The sequence below is a fragment of the Hymenobacter telluris genome (genome assembly GCF_017313265.1).
GTDB lineage: Bacteria > Bacteroidota > Bacteroidia > Cytophagales > Hymenobacteraceae > Hymenobacter > Hymenobacter telluris.
Map to the genome: position 1 here is coordinate 96,086 of NZ_JAFLQZ010000019.1, position 26,238 is coordinate 122,323.

Genomic DNA, 26,238 nt, shown 5'->3' on the forward strand with positions numbered 1-26,238 from the left:
TCTCTTTCTGGCTTTCATGAAAAAGCCACCGAATGGATGGCTCTTTTCTTTGGCCGGATAGGTATCGATTAGTAAGTCTTATCACTACCTATTCGCTATCTTGCCGGTCCAACCAAAAATCGGGTGACTATACCTTATATATAGGCTGCATGGAAAACTCCGCCGCACTGACCGTAAATCCTGTGGGCCACGGGCTGGCGCACCACACAGGAGCAGCTGCTCGCTATGTCGAGGCCGGACTGACCGGGGCACCTAATACCGCCCGGGCGTATGCTGCGCACCTAAAGCGCTTCAGCGCTTGGTGCACTGAGCATGGCTTCTCGCCATTGCCGGCGCCAGTCGATGCGCTGGTTGGGTTTTGCACCCACCTGGCCGAAGCGGGCAAAAAGGTCGGCACCTTGGAGCAACACTGCGCGGCCATCAGCAAGGCCCATGCGGTGCGCGGGGTCGATTCACCAACAGACGACAAGCAGTTTAAGATTTTCATGGACGGCGTGCGCCGGGTACACGGCGTGCGCCAGAAACAGGCGCCGGCGTTTTCGCTGATGCAGCTCAAGCAGCTCGTGCGCAGCCTGGATGTGCAGACGGCAACGGGGCTACGCGACCGCGCTATCCTGCTGCTGGGTTTCACGGGGGCCTTTCGTCGCTCTGAGTTGACTGCGCTCAATGTGCAGGACTTGCGCTTTACAGAGGATTGCCTGGTAGTCTCGTTGGGCAAGAGCAAAACCAACCAGCTGGGAGACTATGAGGAAAAGGCCATTTTCTACTCCCCTGAGCCAGCCGTCTGCCCTATTCGCTCCTTAAAAGCTTGGCTGGAGCAACTGGAACGCAGTGAAGGTCCCGTATTCGTGATGTTGCGCAAGGGCAACCGGCTTACTGCCAACCGCCTCTCAGACCAGACTATCAATACGCTGGTGCAGCGTTACCTGGGACCCGGCTATACGGCCCACTCCTTACGCGCCTCCTTTGTTACGGTGGCCAAGCTCAACGGGGCCGATGACAGCAAAATCATGAACCAGACCAAGCACAAGACCAGTGCGATGATTCGCCGCTACACTCGCTTGGACAATGTGCAGCAGCACAATGCGGCGAAGGAACTAGGCTTATAAAATCCAGACAAATTCAAATTACTCATACAGGCATCGTAGCTTGCGAGAAGGCCACTTCGGACTCGCTAAACCACTATACAACCTCTTTACCTAATGCATCCAGAAACGCGAGAAATGTATGAAATGAGGTTTAAACTTCGCGTTTACGAAAGCAAGGGCGACGTATACCAAACGCTGTTTTCAGATGTAATGCAGCGGGCCCATCCAGAAGACTTCATGAAAACGCGGCCATGGGGCAATCTCGGTGACAAAAAAAATGATGGTTTTTTGAAATCGGAGCGTCATCTGTACCAAGTTTATGCTCCAAATGAGATGTCTGCGGCGCAAGCCATCAAGAAAATTGAAGAGGACTTTTTGGGTGCTCTCCCCCATTGGGGCTCTGATTTCGACAAGTGGTCCTTTGTGCACAACGCATTTGATGGGCTAGGTCCTCATATACAGCAGACAATACTTGCTTTAGAAAAGCAGCACAACCCTATAAAGCTTACTCCTTTCAGCCCAATTGACCTCTCCAAGAAGCTGTTTAGCCTTGATGAGGATGATATTATGGCGGTTCTGGGGCTGCCTTACAAACCGATAAGGCCTTCACAAATAACCTTTGATGAGATTAAGCATGTTTTAGAACAACTTGCTCACTCACTTCCTGAGCAACCAGCTCATATACAAGAAGTACCTCCAGGAAAACTCAATGCAAACAGTTTGAGCTCAAACAGTCGAAACTTAGTTCGCATGGGTATGGGGCTTGCCCCACGTGTTGGCGATTTCTTTGGCACCCATCGATTCGACCCTGAGCTTGGTAACCGAGTCGCTCAAGTTCTTAGAAAAGAGTACATCCGATTAAAAGAATCTCGCATTGGCCCTGATGCTATTTACAGTGCCCTATTCAACTTGATTAGGCAACATCAGCATTCCTCCGAGGCAGCAGCTTTGGCGATTTTAGCCTATTTCTTTGAGCGTTGTGACATTTTCGAGCCTCTTAGCAGCACACCATCTTTGCAGGAGGCAGAGGTATGATTCTACCTACTAAACATCTTCCTACCGAGCGTGCCTTGCTTACTGTTGGTGCGCAACTGCTGACGCATCTGCAAGAACCCAAATCTGTTTCACGGCTTTGGTCAGATATCAAGCATGACCCTTCTCAGGATAACTCTATTTCCTTCGACTGGTTCGTGCTCGCTCTTGACCTTTTATCCGCAATGGGCATTATTCATTTCGCAAACGAGCGCATTGCCCGGACAACCTCTGCATGATTTATTCTATTTTCAGCTCGTTGCCTAGTTTTAAGTCTTACGCCTTCCGCTCAGGCTTGAATATAATTATTGCCGACAAAGGCGAAGCTTCAGGAGCTGGCCAAACACGCAATAAGGCGGGTAAATCAAGCATTGTGTTACTAATCCATTTTGCGCTTGGTAAAGAAGGAGACCCTAGTTCTCTGTTCCGCAAACCCGAATTGAAGGACCATAATTTTGGGATAGAATTTGACCTGCGTGGAGTACGCATCCGCGCAACCCGTTCAGGTGCAACTTTCGGCAAGGTGCATTTAACACAAGTTGACGCATCTAAAGCTGTCAAAGATTGGGCCGTTGATGCGTTAGATGGTGATTGGGAGGCAACTGTTTCTAGTGCAAAGTGGGAGTCCGATTTAGGGAGAATTATATTTCAACTCCCTGAAAAATCTGAGAAGTTTGGGCCCAAGTTTGGCATGCTCTTCAATTATTTCGCTCGCCGAGCAAGCAGTGGAGCCTTTCTTAATCCACAGCAGCAATCAAGCAAGCAAAGCCCAGCAGACACTCGGGTAGCGCTATCCTATCTACTGGGATTGGATTGGCGCATCAGTACGGAGCGGGAGCAGCTTAGACAATCTGCGGAGAACACTAAAAAACTGCAAAAAGCTGCACAAGACGGTCTTTTAGAAGGGCTCACGGGTGACCCCAAGCAATTGCTGACGCAATCTGTGCTCGTTCAAGAAGATGTCAATAGAATGACGGAGGCTGTTCGCAGTTTTCGAATGCTCCCCGATTATGCGGAGCGGGAGAAAGAAGCAAATAATCTCACCCGCGAGATAAATAGATTAGCGGACGAGAATGCACAAGACGGTTTGTACATCCACGATTTGGAAGTCTCGTTGAGTTCTGAGTCGGCCCCACAGCTTGATGACGTGCAACGAATGTACTCCGAGGCTGGGGTGTCTTTGCCGGGAATAGCATTGCAGCGGTTCGAAGAGGTGCGCAAATTTCACGAATCGGTAGTGCGGAACCGAAAAATGTACTTAGAAGAAGAGTTGACGCAGGCTCGCTTAAACGTTGAAAATAGGCAACGAAAAATGACTCAACTCGACGATAGGCGAACTGAGGTCATGACACTTTTGAAGACACATGGCGCCTTACAGCATTACTCGAAGTTGCAGAGCGAATTGAGTAGAGCAGAAGCTCGGGCTGAACAGATAAAGCAACAGCAGTCTATTTTACACGAAGTTGCAGAGCGTGTTGCTCAGTTCAAGATTGACCAACAACGCCTTTACTTACGACTACAGCGCGACTTTATCGAAAACGAACAGTTGCTAAAAGACGCGATTTTAGCATTTGAGGAAGCTTCACGAGCTTTATATGAAAATGCAGGTAATCTCAATATATACCCGAGTGAAACGGGGCCCAACTTTGAGGTGACTATTCAAGGAATGAAAAGCCAAGGGGTTAACAACGCACAGATATTTTGCTTTGACATGATGCTTATGCGAATGGCTACGAGGCGCGGAATTTCTCCTGGATTTTTGATACACGACAGCAGCTTATTTGACCCTATTGACGAACGTCAGAAAGAGAGGGCTTTAGAATATGGAGCCAAGCTGGCTGAGCAAATTGGCTTCCAATACATAGTAACTCTGAACTCGGACCAAATTCCAAAAGAAAGGGTCACTACCTTTCCCTTAGAAGATTATATAATTCCTCCTAGGTTGACTGACGAACCTGGCGGCGGTCTGTTCGGGTTCGAGTTTAACTAAGTACAAGTAATTTATACACCTTATTCACTGACTCTCTAATGAATTCATCACTGCTTATTGAGAAGATGGATTTGTATAGAGACTGGCTAAAAATTGCAAAGCATCGCCTAACAGCTTGCGGTTTCGATATCAGTCAGCTTGTCCACGACGAGGAGGTGTCACTGGAATACTTTAATGTGCTACTGCACCTTACCATTCCTATACAACCTCGTCAAGTATTCTATGCGGATGCATTCAGTTGTCCTCCTGAGCTTCAGGCGGGATTGCTAGCATTCATCGAAAGGATTGAGTCTGGGCGAAATCTGCGGCCGCACATGAGTCGAGGAGTAAAAAAAGTGGCTAACCGGGATGCGCTACGGTACGACTGGGGCATTCATCACTTTCATCTTGGCGCTACCCTAGCCCCTGACGGTTTCGTTACTCGGACCGAACCAATTCTATTTGCTTGGGTCGCTCACAATGCCGTATACATGCTCGGACTCTACCCACATGGAGCCTGGAGCCAACAAGAAGTACTCCAAGTGCTTTATCGCAACTGGCCTGCCCTGCTCTCTCCTTATACCATTAAGGGTGCTAGTCTAACGCACATTTTAACCGACCAAGAAGTTGCACTAGCGCGTAAGGCAGGCGTAACGGTGGCCTTTCAAGTAGCTGAAGGTGTAGCCGTCGTGCCTCCTGGGGGTGGCATGCCCACGTCCAAGCATAGCTTTCGTGCAGTCAGAGATAGTGATAAGCTTCACGACAACTTGGACAGCATGATGGAGCAGTTGCGAGACCCTACCTCAGCCTTTATGCAGGAGTATGAAAGGAAAGGAGTTTTCAAAAAGCGAACTCTCTCATTTTCTTTAGTAGAGCACAGCGATGGGTACAGTCTTGTCGAAAAGCACAACAATCTCTATTTTAAGGTGGGCGGAATTCCTTCCTTGCCGTTGCCTACTATGGTGGTAAACCACTAAATAAACCTCGACAACGACAGCTTATGGCCGCCCGATTTCTTTCTGGATTCATTGGCGTCAACCGCCATTCTGACCCGGACATTACTGACCTAAGCTGTGCTCGTAGGGATGCCACGGCCTTGTGGTCACTCTGGCAAGACACTCTTCCTGACGCCACCCCGGTGCTGCTTGTGGATGAAGAGGCTACTCGGTCCCGTATCGATGAGCTGCTAGCTCAGACACTAGATGCTGCTACGGACGATGATGTAGTGCTGCTAACCTTTTCTGGTCACGGCACCCACAACCACCGTTTAGTAGCCCATGATACCAACTTAGAGGACTTGGCGGGGACAACTATATCCATGGCAGACCTAGCCACACGGTTTCGCCAAAGTAAGGCTCGCCATATTTTGCTGGTTCTCGACTGCTGTTTCAGTGGAGGGGCGCCGGCCAAAGTGATTGAGGATGGCTTACAGCCACGGGGCAGTGGCTTTTCCTTGGAATCGGCTTTTTCAGGACGTGGGCGTATGCTCTTAGCTGCAGCTAATGTTGATGAAGAAGCTTGGGAGGCTGCGGGCCATGGTCTACTAACTTCGGCCTTGACTGCGGCCTTACGGGCTGCTACTGGTCCGGTAGAAGTAGGAGGTCTGATGGCAGATGTTGCCGGGCGGGTACGCGCCGAAGCGCAACGTCTGGGCCTCACCCAAACCCCCAAATGGGTAGGAGATATAGATGGGGGCTTTACCATTCCCCCACTACAGGCCGGACAGCATTATTACCAAGCCTTTCCTGAACAGACCGGCCTGAAGGTGTCGGAAAACATCCGGGAATTAATGGGCTTCGGCTTACCGGAAGAGGTTATTGAGCTCTGGGCCCAACAGTTCTCCCAAGGGCTCAACGAGCTGCAACTGGCTGCGGTCAACGACTATCGGATACTGGACGGTGAATCCTTACTAGTTGTAGCCCCGACCAGTAGCGGCAAGACCTTTATTGGAGAACTAGCCGCTGTAAAGGCTGCTGTTAGTACCCAGCGCGCTGTTTTTCTGGTGCCTTACAAGGCGTTGGCCAACGAGAAGTATGAGCAGTTTACTGACTTGTACGGCACGCGGTTGGGCCTACGGGTGATTCGATGCACTGGCGACTACCAAGACGCTACCAATGCCTTTGTGCGGGGTAAGTATGACATTGCGCTGCTTACCTATGAGATGTTTCTGAACCTGGTGGTAAAAAACCAGGGCACACTGAGCCGCATCGGGGTGGTAGTCGTGGACGAGGCGCAGTTTATCACTGACCCCGGCCGAGGCATCAGCGTCGAGCTGTTGCTGACCTACATTCTGTCTGCTCGCGAACGGGGCATCACTCCACAGTTGGTAGCGCTATCGGCAGTCATCGGCAACACCAACGGCTTTGAGCATTGGCTGCGCTGCCAGGCACTGATTACCACCCGGCGGCCCGTACCCTTAGAGGAAGGTGTTATTGACCGCTCGGGCGTTTTTGAGTACCTAGACCCCGACACCGGGCTTCAACAGAAACGGCAGCTACTACCCGCTCATGCTGTGCGGATACGCCGTGATAAAGCCAGTACGCAGGACGTGATAGTGCCCCTAGCGCAGGCACTGCTTGCGCAGCAGCCGACGGCTAAGCTTATTGTGTTCCGCAACGTCCGCGGTAAAGCCGAAGGCGTGGCGGGTTACCTGGCCAAGGATTTAGGGTTGCCCAGTGCGGATGCGGCCATAGCGGCATTGCCGGCCCATGACCGCTCCTCTACTTCCACTAGGTTGCGCGACTGCCTGCGGGGAGGTACAGCCTTTCACAACAGTAACCTGTCTCGGGAAGAGCGGGAGGTTGTCGAACGTGCTTTTCGTGACCAGCAGGGCCCCGTACGGGTGCTGGGGGCCACGACTACTGTCGCAGCCGGCATCAATACGCCTGCTTCGGCAGTAATTCTAGGCGAAACGGAATTCCTCGGAGAGGACCAGAAGCCTTTCACCATTGCCGAATACAAAAACATGGTAGGTCGGGCTGGCCGACTGGGCTACAATGAGCGTGGCCAGTCATTCATTATCGCCAACACCCCCATGGAGCGTCGTCAGCTGTTCCAGCACTACGTTCTTGGTCAGCCAGAAGCCATGCGCTCTTCCTTTGCCACTGGCAATCTGTCCACCTGGGTGTTGCGTCTGCTGGCCCAGATTCCGCGGGTTGGCCGCCGGGAGGTGGCCACCTTATTGGCCAATACCTACGGGGGGTACGTGGAGGGCCGCAACAATCCAAACTGGCGGCCCCAGATGGATGCGCAGGTGGAAACTATAATCATCTCCCTGATTCGGGCGGGCATCGCGGAGCAGGAAGGTCCTATGCTCCAGTTAACCCTAGTAGGGTTTGCCTGCGCCAATTCGTCGCTCTCCTTTGACTCTATCCTGCGCCTGCTGCACTTGCTGCAGTTGTTGAATCCCGCCACCATCACGCTGGAGCGGCTGCTGGCCCTGACGCAAGCGCTGCCGGAACTAGACGAAACCTACACGCCCCTCTTTAAAAACGGGAACAAGGAGAAGACTTGGCCCTATCATGCGGCTCAAAAAGTGGGCAACGACCTGGTGCAGCTCTACCAGCGTTCCCTCCCCGACCAGATAGCCTATCTACGCCGAGCCAAACGGGCATTATTGGTAGAGGCTTGGCTAGAAGGCGATTCTTTGGAAAGTTTGGAGCAGGCGTATACCAACTCCTCCTTTGTGCCGGTCAGCTACGGGGATGTACGTCGGATTGCGGACGCAACGCGCTACCATTTCCGCTCAGTGGTGCCCATTGTCCAAGCGCTACACCCCATGTTACTCTTGGAAGATGAGGCCCTGAATTTGTTAACCACCCGTCTCGAGGTTGGCTTGCCGGCCTCGGCTCTCCCATTGCTGAATGTACCTATCCTGAATCGTGGGGAAATACTGTTGCTGGCGCGTCACGGCATTGTGGAACCGTCGCTTTCATGGGCCGCTATTGAACCAACTGCCATCGAGTTGTTTGGTCTAGACAGAAGCCAAGTGATAGGACCTATTTGGGAGAAACAACATCTCACCAGCTTGGCCAAGGTAGCGCCGGCATCCTAGCCGTGTGGGCAGGGGAAATTTGAGCCTGTCTTAGTTGCGATAGTAAAGGTTAACCCCCCATATTCACCTTGAGTTTGCTTCACTTCCCACTCCTTACCCTTGCTATCCGAGTCTGCTTATGAAGTTCATTGCTATTGATTTTGAGACTGCTACGGCCGACCGCGACAGTGCGTGCGAAATAGGCTTGGCTTTCGTAGAAGACGGGCGGGTGACTGGCACCAAGTCGTGGTTGATTAAGCCCCCTTCCTATCCTTACTTCGACTCATTTAACATCTCTATTCACGGCATTCATCCTGCCGACGTAGCCAACCAGCCTACCTGGGCCGAACTTTGGCCCGAATTGCAGCCCCTACTGGAAGGACAATTGCTGGTGGCACACAATGCAGGCTTCGATTTCAGCGTGTTGCGCCGGACGTTGGAATCATATGAGCTGCCTTTTCCCTCGTTGCAGTATATCTGTAGCTATATTTTCTCCAAGAAAGTATGGACAGGGTTGCCTGCCTATGACCTGCATACGCTCTGTAAATTCCACAGCATTCCCCTGCTGCACCACCGCGCGGCGAGTGATGCCCAAGCTTGCGCGCAGCTGGCGTTGAAAACCTTTGCCCATGCCGGCGTCACCTGCCAGGAGGACTTTGCCGAGAAACTGCTAACGAACATCGGACAGCTGCGTCCAGACGGCTACGACCCTTGCATAACGCGGCGTATTTACGCTTCTAAAGACCTAAGCCTAATAAAGGGTGACCCAGCCAAGCATAAACCCGACAGCCTCTTCTATGGTCGTAGCGTGGTGTTTACAGGTACGCTCTCATCCATGCAGCGTGCTATGGCGCAGCAGCTAGTTGCCGATATAGGTGGTATTAACAGCGGCGGCGTCACCAAAGAAACCTCCTTTCTAGTAGTTGGACAGCAAGATTATCGAATCGTTGGCGACGACGGGATGAGCGGCAAACAGGAGAAAGCTATTAAGATGATTGAGAAGGGTGCAGGGTTGGAAATCCTCTCTGAGGTGGATTTCCTTCGCAATCTGTAATCGACTAATCAATGGCACCGGTAGTTTTCCAGTAGATGAAAGAGTCAACTGATTTTTCTCCCTCGTGGATTCGCCTTGCTGCTTTGCCAGAGGAGCGGACAATGTGGGATTTTGACGCGTACTACCAACGCGTTCATCCACTTGTGCCCAATGTCCCTGAGCCTGTATTAGAGCAGTGGATTCATGGACTCCAGGACGAGTACGTTACCCGCCGAAACTATGCCTGGTTGGATTATGACCACCTTGACTTTAGCTTGGAGCAGTGGTCGACACAAGACCTTCTGAACCTGTATGTGGTCGAAGCGTACCGGGATTGCGTCGAGACCCGGGAACGCTGCCAAGCCTTCGATGAGTTTTGCTGCACCAAAAGAGACTTGGCTCATTGGAAAGAGCAAGGCACCTGGCGGACCCCGCCAGTTGTTTTGGATGTGACGTCACTAGGCACATTGCCTCTTGAAAAGGAGTTGGTGGCGCCACACCAATTAATTGAAGGCCACAACCGGCTTGGTTATTTGCACGCCATGGCTGGCATGGTCCAGCAGGGAAGGGCGGAACTGGCGGCCAAACATGGGGTGTGGGTGCTGCGACAACCAAGTCCTTCTAAATAAGATGGCTGCTTCTGTGTATAGACGGTTGTCTAAGGTTTATTAGCTTATAAAATCTATTACTTCATTAACTGTCAAGCTCGACCATACCCGGCATGAGAGGCTAGGAAATAGGTTTTACAAGCACTTATGCGCTTTGTAGAATGGTAGCTGGTGCTTTTAGTAGCCGGATTGGCTACTTTTGAGATGCTGTTTTAGGAGTTCAGAGCTTTTGCTGAGGCTTATAAAAACTATTAATAAGCCTTCTGGTTGCTCTGGAGGCTGGTTAGAGAAGTCCATCATAGTAGAAAAAGGTAAAAAATTCTTTAAAAAGTGCAATTCGGTTTTGTGCTTGTTTAGACTCCCCTTTTTGTTGTTTTCGTTCGGGTTCTGCCCTAAACCACCACTTTATAAGCTTTTGTACTGCAGCTTCAACAAGCTTGTGAGTATTTTAAGTATTTAAGGTATTTGCAGGGCTCACAACTTTTTGTACTTCAGCCACTTAAGCGGCTTTAGTAATAGGTTTCATAAGCGGGCTAATAGGTTTTATAAGCCAAGTAATAGGTCTTATAAGCTGGGTAATAGGTTTTATAAGCGTAAGTAATAGCTTTCATAAGCTTATTAATAGCACTCGCACGGCCATCTATTAATTCGTCATTGTGGGGTAACTAATAGATTTTATAAGTCACTCTGGCTGCTAGCGAAGCCTCAGACTGCTACCAGCCGCACTGAATTAATAGGTTTTATAAGTCTAACTAATAGCTTTTATAAGTCTCACAGAAACCTCGCGCTTGGCTAACTAATAGGTTTCATAAGTCTAACTAATAGCTTTTATAAGCCGGGTAACCCATCAACCTACCCCAAGTTGATAGAGACAGAATTTCGCTCTATTACTTTCCGGTTTAAGCCGTATGTTTGTTCTGTATCCCTTACAGAGTAGCTATGGCAGCGCCCGAGTCCACCGTACCGATTGAAATTCGGCAGCACAACGCGCTGACGACGGCCCGCTACGAGATGAGCGCCTGCGAGATGGACATCGTCTTTTCGCTGCTCTCCAAACTCACCAAGCAGGACAAGGCCGGTACCATCTACGAAATCCGGGTGCAGGAGCTCATGGAGATGACCGGCCGCACCTGGAACTACAAGCAGCTGCTCGAATCCACCGAGAACCTCAACAGCCGCGTCTACCACATCGAGAACGGCAAGACCCTGCTGCAGGTGAGTCTGCTCGCCTCAGCGCTGTACCGCAAGGGCGAGGGCACCATTGAGCTGGAGATATCCGAGCGCATGCGGCCCTTCCTGATTGACCTGAAGAGCAACTTCACCTCCTACCGCCTGCAGGCCGCGTTCAGCTTGTCGAGCAAGTACGCCAAGCGCATCTACCAGCTGGCCTCGCAGTGGAAGGACATCGGGGAAACCAAGACTTACTCGCTGGATGAGTTCAAGGGGATGCTCAAGCTCAAGGACCCCAAGGGCCAGGAGCCCGAGCAGTACGCCCAGATTTCGGCCCTGCAGAAGTACGTGCTCGACGTGGCCACCAACCAAATCAACGAGCATACCGACCTGCGCATCAAGTACGAGCTGCTCAAGAAGGGCCGCTCCTACCAAAGCATCAAGTTCTACGTCAACACTCAGGTCCCACAGCAGCTGCCCATCCCCTTCGAGCTGGAGGCCGACGATGCCAAGGTCCAGCTGGCGCGCAAGCACCTAGACACGCTAGGCATTGCCGAACCCAAACTGGTGCAGGAAATTCTGCAGTCCGCGAAGCACGTGGATGCCCTGTTTGCTTTCGTTTACAAGCTCAAGACCGACAAAATCAAGGCGACCAAGAACCCCGGCGGCTTGTTTTTAAAGATGCAGGGGCTACGTTAAACACCGAAGCCTGTGCCTTAAGGCATATGTCGACACAGCGTCAAAACGCCGACATGAACTGATTTTAAGCTGCCCACATTGCGCATTGCCAAGACTTACGGCACAAAATCGACTGTATGAAAACGAAAGTATATCGGTGGAATGGCCAGTACTTTGGCTTCATCTACAATGACCGGCTGTTCGACAAAAATTCAAAGTACCTAGGCTGGATAGATGGCGGCGAAGTGTGGCAAAAGAATGGCCACTACTTGGGCGAGATTGTTGATGAGTGCTACATATTGCGCCGGGTGAACATGGCCGCCCGCGCAGTACGCGCGGTGCGTGCTACCCCTGCTGTTCCGGCTGTTCCGGCAGCTCCAGCAGCCAGAGCAGCACGTGCTGCTCGCGCAAGTACAGTCGATGCGTTAGACCAATACTAATTCCTGCTTGTAGCTAAATCCCTGCGGTTACTGCGAGACTTGCCTGCTGAACGGTAAGTGAACCTTTGTCCGCTTCTACTGGTACAAGCGGTAGCCGGCATTTTCCCAATGCTGTTACCTTTGCCCCGATGCGCTTTCTGGCTCTGTTTTTTGCCTTCTACTTCGCTTGCCTCTCGACGCTGACTTGCGCCGATGGCGAAGTCGTGTGCAAAGACGCCACGCAGACCACTGTGGCCGCGGCCGCGCACACCGACTGCGACGCCGGCGCCCTGGGCGACTGGTGCTCCCCGCTGTGTCAGTGCCACTGCTGCGGCGGGGCCGTGGTGCCGCTGGCGCCCCTGCCGACCCTAACGGCAGCCCCGGCCGTGACCTGGGCCACCGCCCTGCGCCACGCCCGCTTGCGGGTGGGCGCCCCCACCCGGGCCTCCGGCGCCGTGTGGCAGCCACCCCAGGCCTAACCCTTCCTTTTTCCTGCTGACTCCCCCGCTGGGGTAGCCTGGGTGCCTTGTTGTGCGTCCGGGCTGCTGGCCGCTAGCTGTTGCAACAGACTATCCGCCAACGAGTATGCCACGCTCCCGCCTTCTAAGGCCTGGAGCCGTGGGCCGGCAGGGTTTACCCGAAGCGTTAGACCTAACCCCCACAGCAACGGATGTTTGACCGGCTGATTCATTTTTCCATTCACAACAAGCTCATCATCGGGCTGCTGACCCTGGCCCTGGTGGCCTGGGGCGGCTACTCGCTGAGTCGGCTCCCGGTCGACGCGGTGCCCGACATCACCACCAACCAGGTCGTCGTCTACACCGTGGCCCCGTCGCTGGCCGCCGGCGACATCGAGCGGCTCGTCTCCTTTCCCGTCGAGCAGAGCCTGGCCACCATCCCCGGCCGCGAGGAAGTGCGCTCGTTTTCGCGCTTCGGCCTCTCGGTGGTCACCATCGTCTTCGAGGATAAGATTGACATCTACTGGGCCCGCCAGCAGGTGGCCGAGCGCCTGCGCGAAGCCGAAAGCCAGATTCCCCAGGGCATCGGCCGGCCGGAAATGGCGCCGGTGAGCACCGGCCTGGGCGAAGTGTACCAGTACCTGGTGCGCGCCAAGCCCGGCTACGAGAAGAAGTACGACGCCCGCGAGCTGCGCACGATTCAGGACTGGATTGTGCGGCGGCAGCTGCTGGGCACGCCCGGCGTGGCAGACGTGAGCAGCTTCGGCGGACTGCTCAAGCAGTACGAAATCCGGCTGGACCCCACGCGGCTGCGCTCGTTGAACGTGACCACCGAGCAGGTGTACCAGGCCGTGTCGCGCAACAACCAGAACGCCGGCGGGGCTTACCTCGACCAGAAGCCCACGGCCTACTTCATCCGCACCGAAGGCCTGGCCGAGAATGCGGCCGACTTGGGCAACATCGTGGTGCGCAACACCCGGGGCGGGCTGCCCGTGCTGGTGCGCGACGTGGCCGACGTGCGCCTGGGCTCGGCCGTGCGCTACGGGGCCATGACTCGCAACGCCGAGGGCGAAGTCACCGGCGGCATCGTGCTCATGCTCAAGGGGGCCAACGCCAACGAAGTTATCAAAGCCGTCAAAGAGAGGATGGTGACGGTGGAAAAGTCCCTGCCTGAGGGCGTGACCATCGACGTGTACCTGGACCGCTCCGACCTAGTGGGCCGCGCCATCCACACGGTGAGCAAAAACCTGCTCGAAGGAGCCCTCATCGTGATTTTCGTGCTGGTGCTCTTTCTGGGCAACCTGCGCGCGGGCCTGGTGGTGGCCTCGGTCATTCCGCTGGCCATGCTCTTTGCCATCAGCATGATGCGTCTGTTCGGTGTGTCGGGCAACCTGCTCTCGCTCGGGGCCATTGACTTCGGCCTGGTGGTGGACGGGGCCGTGATTATTGTCGAAGCCATCGTGCACCGCCTGCAGCACCACGTGGGCACGGCCTCGCACCCCGACGAGGCCGGGGGCCGGCTGAGCCCTGGCCAGATGAACGAGGCCACCTACGAGGCAGCTTCCAAAATCCGCTCCTCGGCCGCTTTCGGGGAAATCATCATCCTGATTGTGTACCTGCCCCTGCTGGCCCTGGCCGGCATCGAGGGCAAGATGTTCCGCCCGATGGCCGAAACCGTGGCCTTTGCCATCGTGGGTGCCTTCATTTTGAGCCTGACCTACGTGCCGATGATGTCGGCGCTGGGCCTGAGCCGCGACACGGAGCACAAGCGCAACTTCTCGGACCGCATGATGAGCTGGCTCGAAGCCCGCTACCGGCCCGTGCTGGAATGGGCCCTGCGCCGCCGGGCCCTGGTGCTGGGCACGGCCGTGGGCTTGTTTGCCGGCGCCGTGCTGCTGTTCCGCACCCTGGGCGGGGAGTTTATTCCGCAGCTGGCGGAAGGCGACTTTGCCGTGGAGATGCGCACGCTTACCGGCTCCTCGCTGAGCTACACGGTAGACAAAAGCCAGCAGGCGGCGGCGATTCTGACCAAGCAGTTTCCGGAAGTCAAGGAAGTCGTGGCCAAGATTGGCGCGGCCGAAATCCCCACCGACCCCATGCCGGTGGAAGCCGCGGACGTGATGGTGCTGCTGGAAAAGGACCAAAGCAAGTGGACCTCGGCCCGCACCCAGGAAGAGCTGGCCGACAAGATGGCCAAGGCCCTGAGCGTGATTCCCGGCGTGACGTTCGGCTTTCAGCAGCCCATTCAGATGCGCTTCAACGAGCTCATCAGCGGCGCCAAGCAGGACGTGGTGCTCAAAATCTACGGCGAGGACCTCGACCGGCTGGCCTCCTACGCCGACCAGGCGGCCCGCCTGGTGCGGCAGGTGGAAGGGGCCGAAGACGTGTACGTGGAGCAGGTCACCGGCCTGCCCCAAATCGTGGTCAAGCTCGACCGAAACCGCATGGCCCGCTTCGGCCTGAACGCCGAAGACGTGAACCGCACCGTACAGACGGCCTTCGCCGGGCAGAGCGCCGGGCAGCTCTTCGAGCAGGAGCGCCGCTTTGACGTGGTGCTGCGCCTGGCCCCGGAGCTGCGCCAGGACATCAGCCAGGTGCGCCAGCTGCTGGTGGCCACGCCCGCCGGCGAGCAGGTGCCCCTAGAGCAGGTGGCCACCGTGGGCCTGCAGGAAGGGCCCAACCAGATTCAGCGCGACGACGCCAAGCGCCGCATCACCGTGGCCTTCAACGTGCGGGGCCGCGACGTGGAAAGCATCGTGCAGGAGCTGCAGGGCAAGATGGACCGACAGCTCAAGTTCGCGCCCGGCTACTACGCCACCTACGGCGGGCAGTTCGAGAACCTGCGCGAAGCGACCCAGCGCCTGAGCATTGCCGTGCCCGTGGCCCTGCTGCTGATTTTCGTGCTGCTGTTTTTCACCTTCCGCTCGCTGAAGCAGTCGGTCATGATTTTCACCGCCATTCCGCTCTCGGCCATCGGCGGCGTGCTGGCCCTGTGGCTGCGGGGCATGCCCTTCAGCATCTCGGCCGGGGTGGGCTTCATTGCCCTCTTCGGCGTGGCCGTACTCAACGGCATCGTGCTCATCGGCTACTTCAACCAGCTCAAAGAAGAGGGCCGCACGGACCTCTACCAGCGCATTCTGGAAGGCACGCAGGTGCGCCTGCGGCCGGTGCTGATGACGGCCACCGTGGCCTCGCTGGGCTTTCTGCCCATGGCCCTGTCTACGTCGGCCGGCGCGGAAGTGCAGCGCCCCCTGGCCACGGTGGTCATCGGCGGGCTGGTCACGGCGACGCTGCTGACTTTGCTGGTGCTGCCGGTACTCTACGCCCTGTCCGAACGCAACCCCAAACCGGAGCAAAAGCCGCAAACGACCCCGGCCCTGCCGGTTTCGGTGGTGCTGGTCCTCCTCCTGCTCGGCGGCTTGCTGGTTAGCAGTCCGGTTCGCGCGCAAGGCCCGCTGACGGCAAACCAAGCCGTCAGCCAGGCCCTGCAGGCCAACGGCACGGTGCAGGCCGCCCAACGCTCCCTGGAAGCCCAGCAGGCCCTGCGTCGCACGGCCTTCGACATGGGCCGCACCACCGTGACGGGCACCTACGGGCAGGTCAACTCCCCGCTTTCCGACAACGTGCTCAGCATCGGCCAGACGCTGGCCCTGCCGGGCTACTACCGGGCCCAGGCGGGGCTGAGCCAGGCCCAGATTAGCGCCCGTGAGCAGCAGCTGGCCCAGGTGCAGGCCGAGCTGCGCCGCCAGGTGCGCCTGAGCTACGAGCAGGCCGTTTACGCCCGCCACCGCCTGCGCACCCTGCGCGGGCAGGACAGCATCTACGCCGAGTTTCTGCGCGCGGCCCAGCTGCGCTTCAAGACCGGGGAAGTCAACCGCCTGGAGCCCGCCAACGCCATCATCCAGCAGGGCGAAACGCAGAACCAGCTGGCCCGGGCCCAGGCCGACTACGCCATTGCCCGCCGGCAGCTGCAGGCCCTGCTGCAAGCCCCCGCGCTGGTGGCCGTGGCCGACAGCGCCCTGCGCCTGCTGCCCGTGCCCGCCGCGGCCACTGACACGGCCCTGCTGGCCCAGACGCCCGAAGCCCGGGTGCTGCGCCAGCAGCTGGCCGAGCGGCAGGCCGAAACCCGGCTGGAGCAGGCCCAGGGCCTGCCGCAGGTGAACGTGGGCTACACCAACCAGTCTTTGCGCGGCACCTACGAGGTGGACGGGCGGGCACAGACCTACGGCACCGGCGACCGGTTTCAGAGCGTGCAGGCCGGCGTGGCCATTCCCTTGGTGCGCGGGCCCCAAAAAGCCCGGGTGCAGGCCGCCAAGCTGCAGGAGCAGGTGGCCACGGCCAACTACGAACGCTACCGGGCGCAAGCCGCGGCCCAGCTCGACGAGCTGCGCACGCGCCTGGCCGAGCAGCAGCGCCGGGTGCGCTTCTACGAGCAGACGGCCCTGCCCCAGGCGGCCGTCATCGTGCGCCTGAGCCAGCTCTCCTACAAAGCCGGCGAAACCACCTATTCCGAGCTGCTGCTCAACCTGGAGCGCGCCCTGGCCGTGCGCACCGCCTACCTCGACGCCGTGCTGCAACACAACCAGACCGTCATCGACCTGGACTACCTGCAGGGCGCGGCCGCTCAATAACTTTTTCTCTCGACGACAACCCATGAAGTATATCGCATCCCTGGCGCTGCTGCTGAACCTGACCCTGGCCGGCTGCGGCTCCGATTCCAAATCCAATGCTGGCGCGAATGAGAAGCCCGCGAAAGCCGAAGCAGGCGAATCCCCGGCCGGTGAGGCCGAAGAAGCCTCGGACCTGGTGACCCTGTCGCCGGCCGAGCAGCAGGCCGGCGGCCTGAAAACCGGCCGCGTGAGCTCCCGCCCCATGGGCGCGGGCCTGGCCGTGAACGGCACGCTGGACGTGCCGCCGGAGAGCGCCGTCTCCATCACTGCCCCGCTGGGCGGCTACGTGCAGAGCACCGAGCTGCTGCAGGGCTCCCGCGTGCGCAAGGGCGAAGTGCTGGCCGTGCTGCGCAACCCCGAGTTTATTACCCTGCAGAAGGAATACCTGGAGCTGCGCAGCCGCCTGAAGTTTGCCAACGCCGAGCTGGCCCGCCAGCGGGAGCTCTACCAGCAGGAAGTCGCGCCCCTGAAAAACTACCAGCGGGCCCAGGCCGAAGTCGAAGCCCTGCAGGTGCAGCTCAGCGCCCAGGCCGCGCAGCTGCGCATTGCCGGGCTCCCGGTAGGCGGGGCCATCACCACCACGGCCACGCTGCGCGCCCCGCGGGCCGGCTTCGTGCGGGCCGTGAACGTGACGGTGGGTCAGAGCGTGACGGCCACCGAGCCCTTGTTTGAAATCGTGGACCCCGAACACCTGCACGTGGAGCTCACGGTCTTTGAGCGGGACGTGGCCCGGGTGCAGCACGGCCAGCTGATTCGCTTTACGCTGGCCAGCGACTCGACCGGCTCCCGCCGGGAGCGGACGGCCCACGTCTACCTGGTGGGCAAGGCCATCGGCGAGGACCGCACCGTGCGCGTGCACGGCCACCTGGACCAGGAAAACGACCCGGCCCTGCTGCCGGGCCTCTACGTGCGCGCCACCATCGAAACGGGCCGCACCGACGCCACGACCCTGCCCAACACGGCCCTGGTGCGCTTTGAGGGCAAAAGCTATGCGTACGCGGTGGAAGCCCCCGGCCGCTACCGCATGGTGCCAGTGACGCTGGGCCGCAGCGAGGACGCCTACACCGAAGTTACCCTGCCCGAAACCGTGCCGTCCACCACCACTTTCGTTACGGACGGGGCCTACTCGCTGCTGGCCAAAATGAAAAACGCGGAAGAGGAGGAGTAACCTCCGCCGTTGCAACCGTACAGTATAACTCTCTCACGATTGCCCATGCTCGAACTACTCACTGGTGCCTTTCTGCTCAGCCTGCTCCACGCCGCCATTCCCAACCACTGGGCGCCGGTGCTGGCCGTGGCGCGGGCCGAGGGCTGGCCCCTGCGGCGGGCGGTGGGGGTGACAATGGTGGCAGGCCTGGCCCACGTGCTGAGTACCGTGCTGCTGGGCCTGGCGCTGGGGCTGCTGGGCTGGCGCCTGTCGGCCCGCTTCTCGCAGTTTGCGGGCGTGGCCGCCCCGGCGCTGCTCGTTGTCATTGGCCTGCTCTACGCCTTTTCCGGGCCCGGGCACACCCACCCGGACCCATCGCCCGTGCCGCGGCGGCCCCGCGGCCGGGTGGTGCTGGGCCTGGCGGCTACCATGTTCCTGGCGCCCTGCCTGGAGATTCAGACTTTTTTTCTGGCCGCCGGCTCCCAGGGCACGGCCACGCTGGCCCTGCTGATGGCCACGTACCTGGTCGTGTCGCTGGGGGCCATGAGCGCGCTGGTGGCCGTGGTGTACTCCGGCATCCGCCGCCTTAACCTCGCCGGCCTGGCCCGGCACGAGCGCCGCTTCACCGGGGCGGTGCTCGTGCTGGTGGGACTGGCCGGCTTTTTTGTGGACTGGTAGGCGCCCGCGCCTGCCGTCCTATTCTTTCATCGATGCTATTGCCTTCCTATGCCTGACCCTACTTCCCCCGACACCAACGAAGAGCTGAACACCGCCAAGCAGGTGAAGCCCGAAAATGTGGGCGCCCTGAGCCGCGACCAGCTCACGCCCGAAGCCGCCGCCGCGCCCGAGGGCCACGACGTGCCCGGCCACGACCACACCGGCCACAACCACCCGGCCGGCAAAAAAGTCGTGGACCTGGCCGGTAAACCAGCCGACGAGCACGCCGGCCATTCCCACGGCGACGGCGACGACCACGACCACGGGCCCGCCGACGCCAACCCCTACCTCTGGCCCGGCGTGAGCTTGGCCCTGCTGCTCTCGGGCATTGCGCTGGACTACTACCAGGTGGGCTTTTTCGCCGGCTACGTGCGGCTGCTCTGGTACGGAGTGGCCTTTCTGCTGGTCGGCTGGAAAGTCATTCGCTCGGCCATCCAAAGCATCCCCTCGGGCAACATCTTCAACGAGTTTCTGCTCATGAGCATTGCCACGCTCGGGGCCTTTGCCATCGGCGAGTACCCGGAAGGGGTGGCCGTGATGCTGTTCTACACCGTGGGCGAGTTGTTTCAGGACGCGGCCGTGAACCGGGCCAAGCGCAGCATCAAGGCCCTGCTCGAAATCCAGGCCACCGAAGTCACCGTGGTGCGCAACGGCCAAAGCCTCGTGCTCGACCCGAAAGAAGTGCAGGTGGGCGACGTAATGGAAGTACGCCCGGGCGAGAAAGTGGCCCTTGACGGGACCCTGAACACTTCGGCGGCCAACTTCAACACGGCCGCGCTGACTGGCGAATCGGCCCCGCAGACCAAGCAGCCGGGCGAGCCCGTGCTGGCGGGCATGATTAACCTGGAGTCCCTGATTCAGGTGAGCGTAACGGCGGCTTTCAAGGACACCAAGCTGAGCAAGATTCTGGCCATGGTGCAGGACGCGGTGGGCCGCAAGGCCAAGACCCAGCAGTTCATCACCAAGTTTGCCAAAATCTACACGCCCATTGTCGTGGGGCTCGCCGTGCTGCTCATCGTGGTGCCTTACTTCGTGGTCGACGACTACGTGTTCCGCACCTGGCTCTACCGGGCGCTCGTGTTTCTGGTCATTTCCTGCCCCTGCGCGCTGGTCATCAGCATTCCGCTGGGCTACTTCGGCGGCATCGGGGCGGCTTCGAAGGCCGGCATTCTGTTCAAGGGCTCCAACTTCCTGGACGTGCTGCGCGAGATTGACACGGTGGTGATGGACAAGACGGGCACGCTCACCCAGGGCGTGTTTGCCGTGCAGCAGGTGCAGCCCGCCGCCGGCACCACCCCGGAGCAGCTGCTGCGCCTGGTGGGCGCGCTGGAAACCAAATCGACTCACCCGATTGCCAAGGCCGTCGTCACCCACGTGGGGGCAGCCGCCACCGGCGTGCCCGTGGAAGGCGTCGAGGAAATTGCCGGCCACGGCCTGCGCGGCAAAGTGGACGACCGCGACGTGCTGGCCGGCAACACCAAGCTGCTCACCAAATTCAGCGTGGCCTACCCGCCGGAAGTAGACCAGGTGGTGGACAGCATCGTGGTGGCCGCCGTGGACGGCAAATACGCCGGCTACCTGACCGTGGCAGATGCCCCCAAAGAGGACGCGGCCCGCGCCGTGCAGGAGCTCAAGGCCGACGGCATCACCAAAATCGTGATGCTCTCCGGCGACAAAGACAGCATCGTGCAGCGGGTGGCCAAGGAGCTGGGCATCACCGAAGCGCACGGCGGCCTGCTGCCCGAAGACAAGGCCCGCTATGTGCAGCAGTACATCAGCGAGGGCAACAAGCTGGCTTTCGTGGGCGATGGGGTGAACGATGCGCCGGTGGTAGCCCTGGCCGACGTGGGCATTGCCATGGGCGGGCTGGGCTCGGACGCCACCATCGAAACAGCGGACGTGGTGATTCAAACCGACCACCCGAGTAAAATTGCCACCGCCCGGCGCATTGCCCGCACTACCCACACGGTGGTGTGGCAGAACATCTGGCTGGCCTTTATCGTGAAGGGCATCGTGCTGGCGCTGGGCGCCGGCGGCGTGGCCACCATGTGGGAGGCCGTCTTTGCCGACGTAGGGGTAGCGCTGCTGGCCATTCTCAACTCCGTGCGCATCCAGCGCATGGACTTTACCAGCAAGGGGGAAGCGCCCCGCTCGTAATTAGCCCCAATTCTTATCGATGCCTATCATGAAACTGCGCGTTGTCCTGTTTGCCGGCATGGTGGCCAGCGGCCTGTGCGGGGTTAGCTGCAGCTCGCGGCACGATACCGATGAGCACGAGCAGGAGGTGCACGCCGGCGCAAAGCCAAAACCGGCGCCAGCGGCGGCGCCCACTTCCCTGCGCGACACGGTGCAGCTCCTGGTGCAGCAGCTCGACACCGTGCGCCGCATCGGCTGCTGGGACGAAGACTTTGCCCGCGTCATGAGCGTGCACCACGCGGGCGCCCAGCGCCTGGCGGCCGTGGAAGTATCGCAGGGCAAGGACTCGACCCTGCGCGCGCAGGCCCAGCACGTGCTCAAAGGCCACGAGCGCGACAACCATGTGCTCACCCTGGCCCTGACCCGGGAGCCGCCCGCTGGCCAGGAATACCGGCCGGGCAATGCCCGGGACCCGTTTGTGCGGCGGATGACGGCGGCCCTGGCTCCTCTGCGCGAGCTGCCGCCCGCCTCGGGCAGCCTCGACACCGACTTTGCCACCCTCATGGTGCGGCACCACCAGAGCGGCGTTGCGCTGGCCCAGACCGAGCTGGCGTACGGCCGCAACGCGGAAGTCAAAGCCGCCGCCCGCAATATCGTGCGCGACGAGCAGGCCGAGGTCCGGCAGTACCAGCGCTGGCTGCAAACCCATTCCGCTTCCCTTCCCTCACCTAAACCGGCCCCGTGATGCTGCTTGCCCTTCCCACCGCCGCTGCCCCGGACTGGACCACCATGCTGGGCTTTTCGCTGCTGCCGGCTATTGTTATGATTGCCGGCGCGGCCCTGGCCGTATGGCGCACGCCCGGCGCCAAGCTGCGCAGTGCCATCCTGCACTTTGCCGCCGGCGTCATCTTCTCGGTGGTGGCCGTGGAGCTGTTGCCCGACATTGTGGCCCACCACGCGCCCTACGAAGTAGCGTTGGGCTTCGGGCTGGGTGTGGCGGCCATGCTTGGGCTGCGCTACCTGACCCAGCGCCTGGAAAAGCAGGCCGAAGCCGGGCCGGAACCTGCCGCGCCGCTGGCTGGTACCGGTCCCCTTCCAGCAGCAACAACGGCTCGCCCGTTGCCTTGGGGCCTGCTGGTAGCCATCGGCATCGACATTCTCATCGACGGCCTGCTGTTGGGCATCGGCTTTGCTGCCGGCGCCAAGGAAGGCACCCTGCTGGCTATTGCCCTCACCATTGAGCTGCTGTCGCTGGGCCTGGCGACGGCCGTGGAGCTGCGCCAGGATGGGCACGGCAAGGGCCGCGCCGTGGCCATCGTGGCCGGCACCTCGCTCATGCTGCTGGTGGGGGCGGGTATCGGCACCACGGTGCTGCGCGGGGCCACCGGCAACCTGCTGGAAATCGTGCTTTCCTTTGGCCTGGCCGCGCTGCTGTTCCTCGTCACCGAGGAGCTGCTGACCGAAGCCCACGAGGAAACCGAAACGCCCTTGCTCACGCTGTCCTTTTTCGTGGGCTTTCTCTTATTCCTGCTGCTGGGCATGGTTGCCTAGCTGTACCCTCATCTTTCTTGCGCATGCACACCGCCAAAATTGACCTGACCCTGGAGCCTACGGGCCGCCATATCGCCTTTTCCAAAGACCTGCTGGAAGTGGCTCACGTATTTCGCCGCGTCGGGGGCGAAGTTTCGTCCTGGCAGCGCGTGGCGGTGAATGCCCGCTCGCCCTTTCTGGACACCGACTCGTTTGCGCCGGGCACCTTGCTGGAATACTACGTACAGCACGAAACGCAGCAGGGCGAGCCCGAAGCGCGCAGCCACGTAGTGAGCACCACCCTGGTTTAAATTCGCGGCATGCTGCTCCCATTAGCTCCGTTCCCGGCCCGGTTCCGGCCCACCGTGCTGCGCAGCGCCTTGGTGCCGCTGGTGACCCTGAGCCTGCTGCTGGGCAGTTGCCGGGGCAAGGGCGACGAAGCGGCCGACGTACACCAACCAGGGGTGTTGTTAAACAAATAGGGTAAAACCTCCGACTCGGCCCTACGCCGGTTTGCTTGGCGGCTGCCAGGTAGCAATCAGGTCCATGTCAAACGGGGCTTCGGCCAGCAGGGGGTGGTCGGAGAAGTCGTACTCACCGCCGCCGGCCACCTGATGGTGAGCAGCGCCAGCAACGACATCGGCACCGGCACCTACACCATCATGACTCAGATTGCGGCCCAAACCCTGGGCTTGCCGCTGGAAGCCGTCACCTTCCGCCTCGGCGACACCGAACTGCCCGAAGCGCCCGTGCAGGGCGGCTCCTGGACGGCCGCCTCCGTGGGCACCGCCGTGCAGGCCGCCTGCCAGGCGCTGGGCAACAAGCTGCTCAAGCTGGCGCAGCAACTGGCCGATTCGCCGCTGCAAGGCGCCGCTTTTGAGGACGTGCAGTTTGTGGACGGGGTAATCCGGCTCAATGAGGACATCAGCCGCCGCGTCGTCATTGCCGAACTTCTCGACGCCAGCGGCGAGGAAAAAGTGGAAGCCGAAGCCACCACCGGGCCCAATATGCTCAAGCAGCAGCCCTACTCCATGCACTCACACAACGCCGTGTTCGTGGAGGTAAGAGTGGACGAGGACCTGGGCACGGTGCACGTAGCGCGCGTGGTAAACGCCGTGGCCGCCGGCCGCATCCTCAACCCCAAAACCGCCCGCAGTCAGGTGCTGGGCTCGGTGGTCTGGGGCATTGGCATGGCCCTGATGGAAGAATCCATCATGGACCACGGCTTCGGCCGCTATATGAACCACAACCTCGCCGAGTACCACATTCCCGTCATGGCCGACATTGACACCATCGATGTGGTGCTGGTCGAGGAAGAGGACGACATCGTGAATCCGCTGGGTGTCAAAGGCATCGGGGAGATTGGCTTCCTCGGCGTGGCCGCCGCCGTCGCCAACGCCGTGTTTCACGCCACCGGCAAGCGCGTGCGCGACCTGCCGGTGAGCTTGGATAAATTACTGTAACCTCTCCTCCTCAGCTGGCGTCCGCTGAGGAGGAGAGGGGATGAAGATATATTTCTGCCTCCTGCCTTCGTCATGACCGAACTCCAACGCCTGCTACTACTGGCGGCCGGCGCGGTGCATGAGTTCTTCCTAACGGCAGGAAGCTGAGATTACTTGGAGCCTTCCGCCGGCGGCCAGGCTGCGTTGCGACTCGTAGTGCAGCACCAACAGAGGGGGCCTCAGCGAGGTGCAGTGGCTGTTACAGAATTCTCAAGGCAGCTCAGCAACTACGTATAATAGTTACTGAGCATAGATGAACGGCCTGCTCATGTTCTTTTCTAGCCTGGCTCGAAGCCTCAAGCCCTTCACGTTTTGCATCGTGCCGAGTTCTGCAACAGCCACTGCACCATTCGGGGCCAGTTAAACCATGATACACGAGCTCACATACTGGTTTGAAGCGGCCATGGTCTTTTTGTCCAGCCACTAGTTGCGTCCGTCCATGTTAATCCTTTCGGAGAGGCAGCACCTTTGTTATATCAATTCACCTAACCCCCACTTCCATGAAGAATGTAGGATTGCTGGTCCGGCTCGAAGCGAAGCCCGGTAAAGAGCAGGCAGTACTCGAATTTTTGACGGGCGCTCTGCCCCTGGCTCAGCAAGAGCCGGCTACCATAACCTGGTATGCTATTCAGCTGGCGCCGGCCACCTTCGGTATCTTTGATACCTTTCCGGATGAAGCGGGCCGGCAGGCGCATCTGAACGGCCCTATTGCCGCTGCGTTGATGGCCCATGCAGCCGACTTGCTGGCCGTGCCGCCTGTCATTGAACAAGTAGCTATCTTGGCTGCCAAATAATTACCAGCCCCTAAAGCGACCTATGCCCAGGCATAGGTCGCTTTAGGGGCTGGCGGGCAGTTAGTCCGGTTGGCTAGCTGCTATTCTTCTCACGCAATGGCGATTGACTGTCTCCTGCTAACTCATCCGCACACGGGTGAATTAGCGTTTCGAAGCTACTCCTTTAGCGACGACACCCCTTTTAACTACTTGCAACGCAATAATTATTACTCCCTCATTCTGCTTACGCAGGGCAGCGGCGAGCTACGCGCCAACTTTGCCACCTACCTGTTTGCTGGCAGTACGCTGTGTTGTTTTGGCCCTTACCAACCCTACACTATCCAAGCCAGCACCGCTGTAGCGGGCCTGGTCCTGGATTTTCATGCCGACTTTTTCTGCATCTACCGGCATCAGCAGGAGGTAGCTAGCAATGGCATCTTGTTCAACACCATTTTTGAGCCGCCCTTCTTCCCGGTTACAGCAGAGGCGGTGCGTGAATTTGCGGCCCTGGCAGCTGTGATGCAAGAGGAAGTACGGCGCCAAGAGGTAGCACAACAAGAGTCCATCGTATTATATCTGAAGCTCTTTTTGCTGAAAGCTATCCGTATTCGTACTGCACAGCCCGCGTTAGGCACCGAGCAGAACCCGTCTGGCCGGGAGCCCTGGCTCCTGCAGCAACTTCAAGAGGCCATTAATACGCACTACCGCCACCTGCACACGGCCGGGGAGTATGCCGACCTGTTACGAGTTCCCGCCCGAAGCCTAACGCGCCTAGTCAAGTCCCATTATCAGAAGACGCTCAGCCAACTCATCACGGAGCGAATCATTATGGAGGCCAAACGCGAACTGTACCTAACCAGTCAATCCGTCAAGGCTATCGCCTTCGCGCTGGGCTTCGGGGATGAATACTATTTCAGCCGCTTCTTCAAGAAAAATACGGCCGTATCGCCGCAGTTTTTTCGTGAATCAGTTGGGTTCGCAAAAGCAGAAGAAAGCTAGCGCTGTTGAGCTGCCAGCGGTTGGCTGGAGAAATCGTTTTTCTCAACCAGACCGCAGGCTTTCTTCTATAGGCTGCTGGCTCCCAAAGAGACCCCATACGGCGCATAGTATATAAAAAATATAATTATATAGGTAATTTAGGTGTTTTTGAACAAATAGGGTAAAACCTCCGAGTCGTCCGGTTAGGGGGCGGCATTTTGGCTCGGTTACCGCTGCAGTTTGGCTAGGTAGTTTTTCAGGGAGAGGTACTTGCCGTACTTCAGGTGCACGTCCACG

The 26,238-nt window shown here is 58.6% G+C and carries 22 protein-coding genes; all 22 read left to right on the top strand.

What is annotated here, in order from left to right; all coding sequences use genetic code 11:
• Window positions 1-149 precede the first annotated feature (149 nt).
• The 22 genes from J0X19_RS21220 to J0X19_RS21325 all read left to right on the top strand — a co-directional run bounded on the left by J0X19_RS21220 (window position 150) and on the right by J0X19_RS21325 (window position 25,962).
• A complete protein-coding gene (locus J0X19_RS21220; protein WP_206986424.1) occupies window positions 150-1,109 on the top strand; it encodes a site-specific integrase in 960 nt (319 codons plus the stop codon).
• A 93-nt stretch (window positions 1,110-1,202) separates the two neighbouring features.
• Window positions 1,203-2,123 carry an ABC-three component system protein gene (locus J0X19_RS21225; RefSeq protein ID WP_206986425.1) on the top strand — a complete coding sequence of 307 codons (921 nt, stop codon included), beginning with the start codon at window positions 1,203-1,205 and terminating at the stop codon, window positions 2,121-2,123.
• Window positions 2,120-2,359, top strand: coding sequence for an ABC-three component system middle component 6 (locus J0X19_RS21230; protein WP_206986426.1), 240 nt, complete (start codon window positions 2,120-2,122; stop codon window positions 2,357-2,359). The genes J0X19_RS21225 and J0X19_RS21230 overlap by 4 nt, the downstream gene beginning before the upstream one ends.
• The gene (locus J0X19_RS21235) at window positions 2,356-4,110 is read left to right on the top strand and encodes an ABC-three component system protein (protein ID WP_206986427.1); all 1,755 of its coding nucleotides are present in this window, start codon (window positions 2,356-2,358) and stop codon (window positions 4,108-4,110) included. The genes J0X19_RS21230 and J0X19_RS21235 overlap by 4 nt, the downstream gene beginning before the upstream one ends.
• A 38-nt stretch (window positions 4,111-4,148) precedes the next feature.
• Window positions 4,149-5,066 carry a hypothetical protein gene (locus tag J0X19_RS21240; RefSeq protein WP_206986428.1) on the top strand — a complete coding sequence of 306 codons (918 nt, stop codon included), beginning with the start codon at window positions 4,149-4,151 and terminating at the stop codon, window positions 5,064-5,066.
• Between the two features lie 23 nt (window positions 5,067-5,089).
• Complete coding sequence (locus tag J0X19_RS21245) at window positions 5,090-8,143, top strand: DEAD/DEAH box helicase (RefSeq protein WP_206986429.1); 3,054 nt, start codon at window positions 5,090-5,092, stop codon at window positions 8,141-8,143.
• A gap of 118 nt (window positions 8,144-8,261) precedes the next feature.
• On the top strand, window positions 8,262-9,176 hold the full coding sequence (locus J0X19_RS21250) for an exonuclease domain-containing protein (protein ID WP_206986430.1): 915 nt from the start codon (window positions 8,262-8,264) through the stop codon (window positions 9,174-9,176).
• A gap of 35 nt (window positions 9,177-9,211) precedes the next feature.
• The gene (locus J0X19_RS21255) at window positions 9,212-9,784 is read left to right on the top strand and encodes a hypothetical protein (protein ID WP_206986431.1); all 573 of its coding nucleotides are present in this window, start codon (window positions 9,212-9,214) and stop codon (window positions 9,782-9,784) included.
• A gap of 918 nt (window positions 9,785-10,702) precedes the next feature.
• Entirely contained in the window at window positions 10,703-11,632 is a 930-nt protein-coding gene (locus tag J0X19_RS21260) for a replication initiation protein (RefSeq protein WP_125440528.1), read from the top strand.
• Window positions 11,633-11,748: 116 nt separating this feature from the next.
• Window positions 11,749-12,051 carry a 4-fold beta flower protein gene (locus J0X19_RS21265; RefSeq protein WP_206986432.1) on the top strand — a complete coding sequence of 101 codons (303 nt, stop codon included), beginning with the start codon at window positions 11,749-11,751 and terminating at the stop codon, window positions 12,049-12,051.
• A gap of 128 nt (window positions 12,052-12,179) precedes the next feature.
• Window positions 12,180-12,509, top strand: coding sequence for a DUF6660 family protein (locus tag J0X19_RS21270; RefSeq protein WP_206986433.1), 330 nt, complete (start codon window positions 12,180-12,182; stop codon window positions 12,507-12,509).
• A gap of 191 nt (window positions 12,510-12,700) precedes the next feature.
• The gene (locus J0X19_RS21275) at window positions 12,701-17,119 is read left to right on the top strand and encodes a CusA/CzcA family heavy metal efflux RND transporter (RefSeq protein WP_206986434.1); all 4,419 of its coding nucleotides are present in this window, start codon (window positions 12,701-12,703) and stop codon (window positions 17,117-17,119) included.
• A gap of 22 nt (window positions 17,120-17,141) precedes the next feature.
• A complete protein-coding gene (locus J0X19_RS21280; protein ID WP_206986435.1) occupies window positions 17,142-18,326 on the top strand; it encodes an efflux RND transporter periplasmic adaptor subunit in 1,185 nt (394 codons plus the stop codon).
• A gap of 45 nt (window positions 18,327-18,371) precedes the next feature.
• Window positions 18,372-18,983 carry a hypothetical protein gene (locus J0X19_RS21285; RefSeq protein WP_125440533.1) on the top strand — a complete coding sequence of 204 codons (612 nt, stop codon included), beginning with the start codon at window positions 18,372-18,374 and terminating at the stop codon, window positions 18,981-18,983.
• A gap of 48 nt (window positions 18,984-19,031) precedes the next feature.
• Window positions 19,032-21,179: a heavy metal translocating P-type ATPase gene (locus J0X19_RS21290; protein WP_206986436.1), complete on the top strand. Its 2,148-nt coding sequence runs from the start codon at window positions 19,032-19,034 to the stop codon at window positions 21,177-21,179.
• Between the two features lie 28 nt (window positions 21,180-21,207).
• The gene (locus J0X19_RS21295) at window positions 21,208-21,903 is read left to right on the top strand and encodes a DUF305 domain-containing protein (RefSeq protein WP_206986437.1); all 696 of its coding nucleotides are present in this window, start codon (window positions 21,208-21,210) and stop codon (window positions 21,901-21,903) included.
• Entirely contained in the window at window positions 21,903-22,709 is an 807-nt protein-coding gene (locus tag J0X19_RS21300) for a ZIP family metal transporter (protein ID WP_242583124.1), read from the top strand. Before J0X19_RS21295 ends, J0X19_RS21300 begins: the two co-directional genes overlap by 1 nt.
• Before the next feature lie 23 nt (window positions 22,710-22,732).
• Window positions 22,733-22,999 (top strand): hypothetical protein, encoded by a 267-nt coding sequence (locus J0X19_RS21305; RefSeq protein ID WP_206986438.1) that lies wholly within the window; start codon window positions 22,733-22,735, stop codon window positions 22,997-22,999.
• Between the two features lie 9 nt (window positions 23,000-23,008).
• A complete protein-coding gene (locus J0X19_RS21310; protein ID WP_206986439.1) occupies window positions 23,009-23,170 on the top strand; it encodes a hypothetical protein in 162 nt (53 codons plus the stop codon).
• A gap of 93 nt (window positions 23,171-23,263) precedes the next feature.
• A complete protein-coding gene (locus J0X19_RS21315; RefSeq protein WP_317194802.1) occupies window positions 23,264-24,151 on the top strand; it encodes a xanthine dehydrogenase family protein molybdopterin-binding subunit in 888 nt (295 codons plus the stop codon).
• Between the two features lie 539 nt (window positions 24,152-24,690).
• Entirely contained in the window at window positions 24,691-24,984 is a 294-nt protein-coding gene (locus J0X19_RS21320; RefSeq protein WP_183405511.1) for a putative quinol monooxygenase, read from the top strand.
• Between the two features lie 69 nt (window positions 24,985-25,053).
• Window positions 25,054-25,962, top strand: a complete 909-nt coding sequence (locus J0X19_RS21325; RefSeq protein ID WP_242583128.1) for a helix-turn-helix domain-containing protein — start codon at window positions 25,054-25,056, stop codon at window positions 25,960-25,962.
• Window positions 25,963-26,238: the final 276 nt, after the last annotated feature.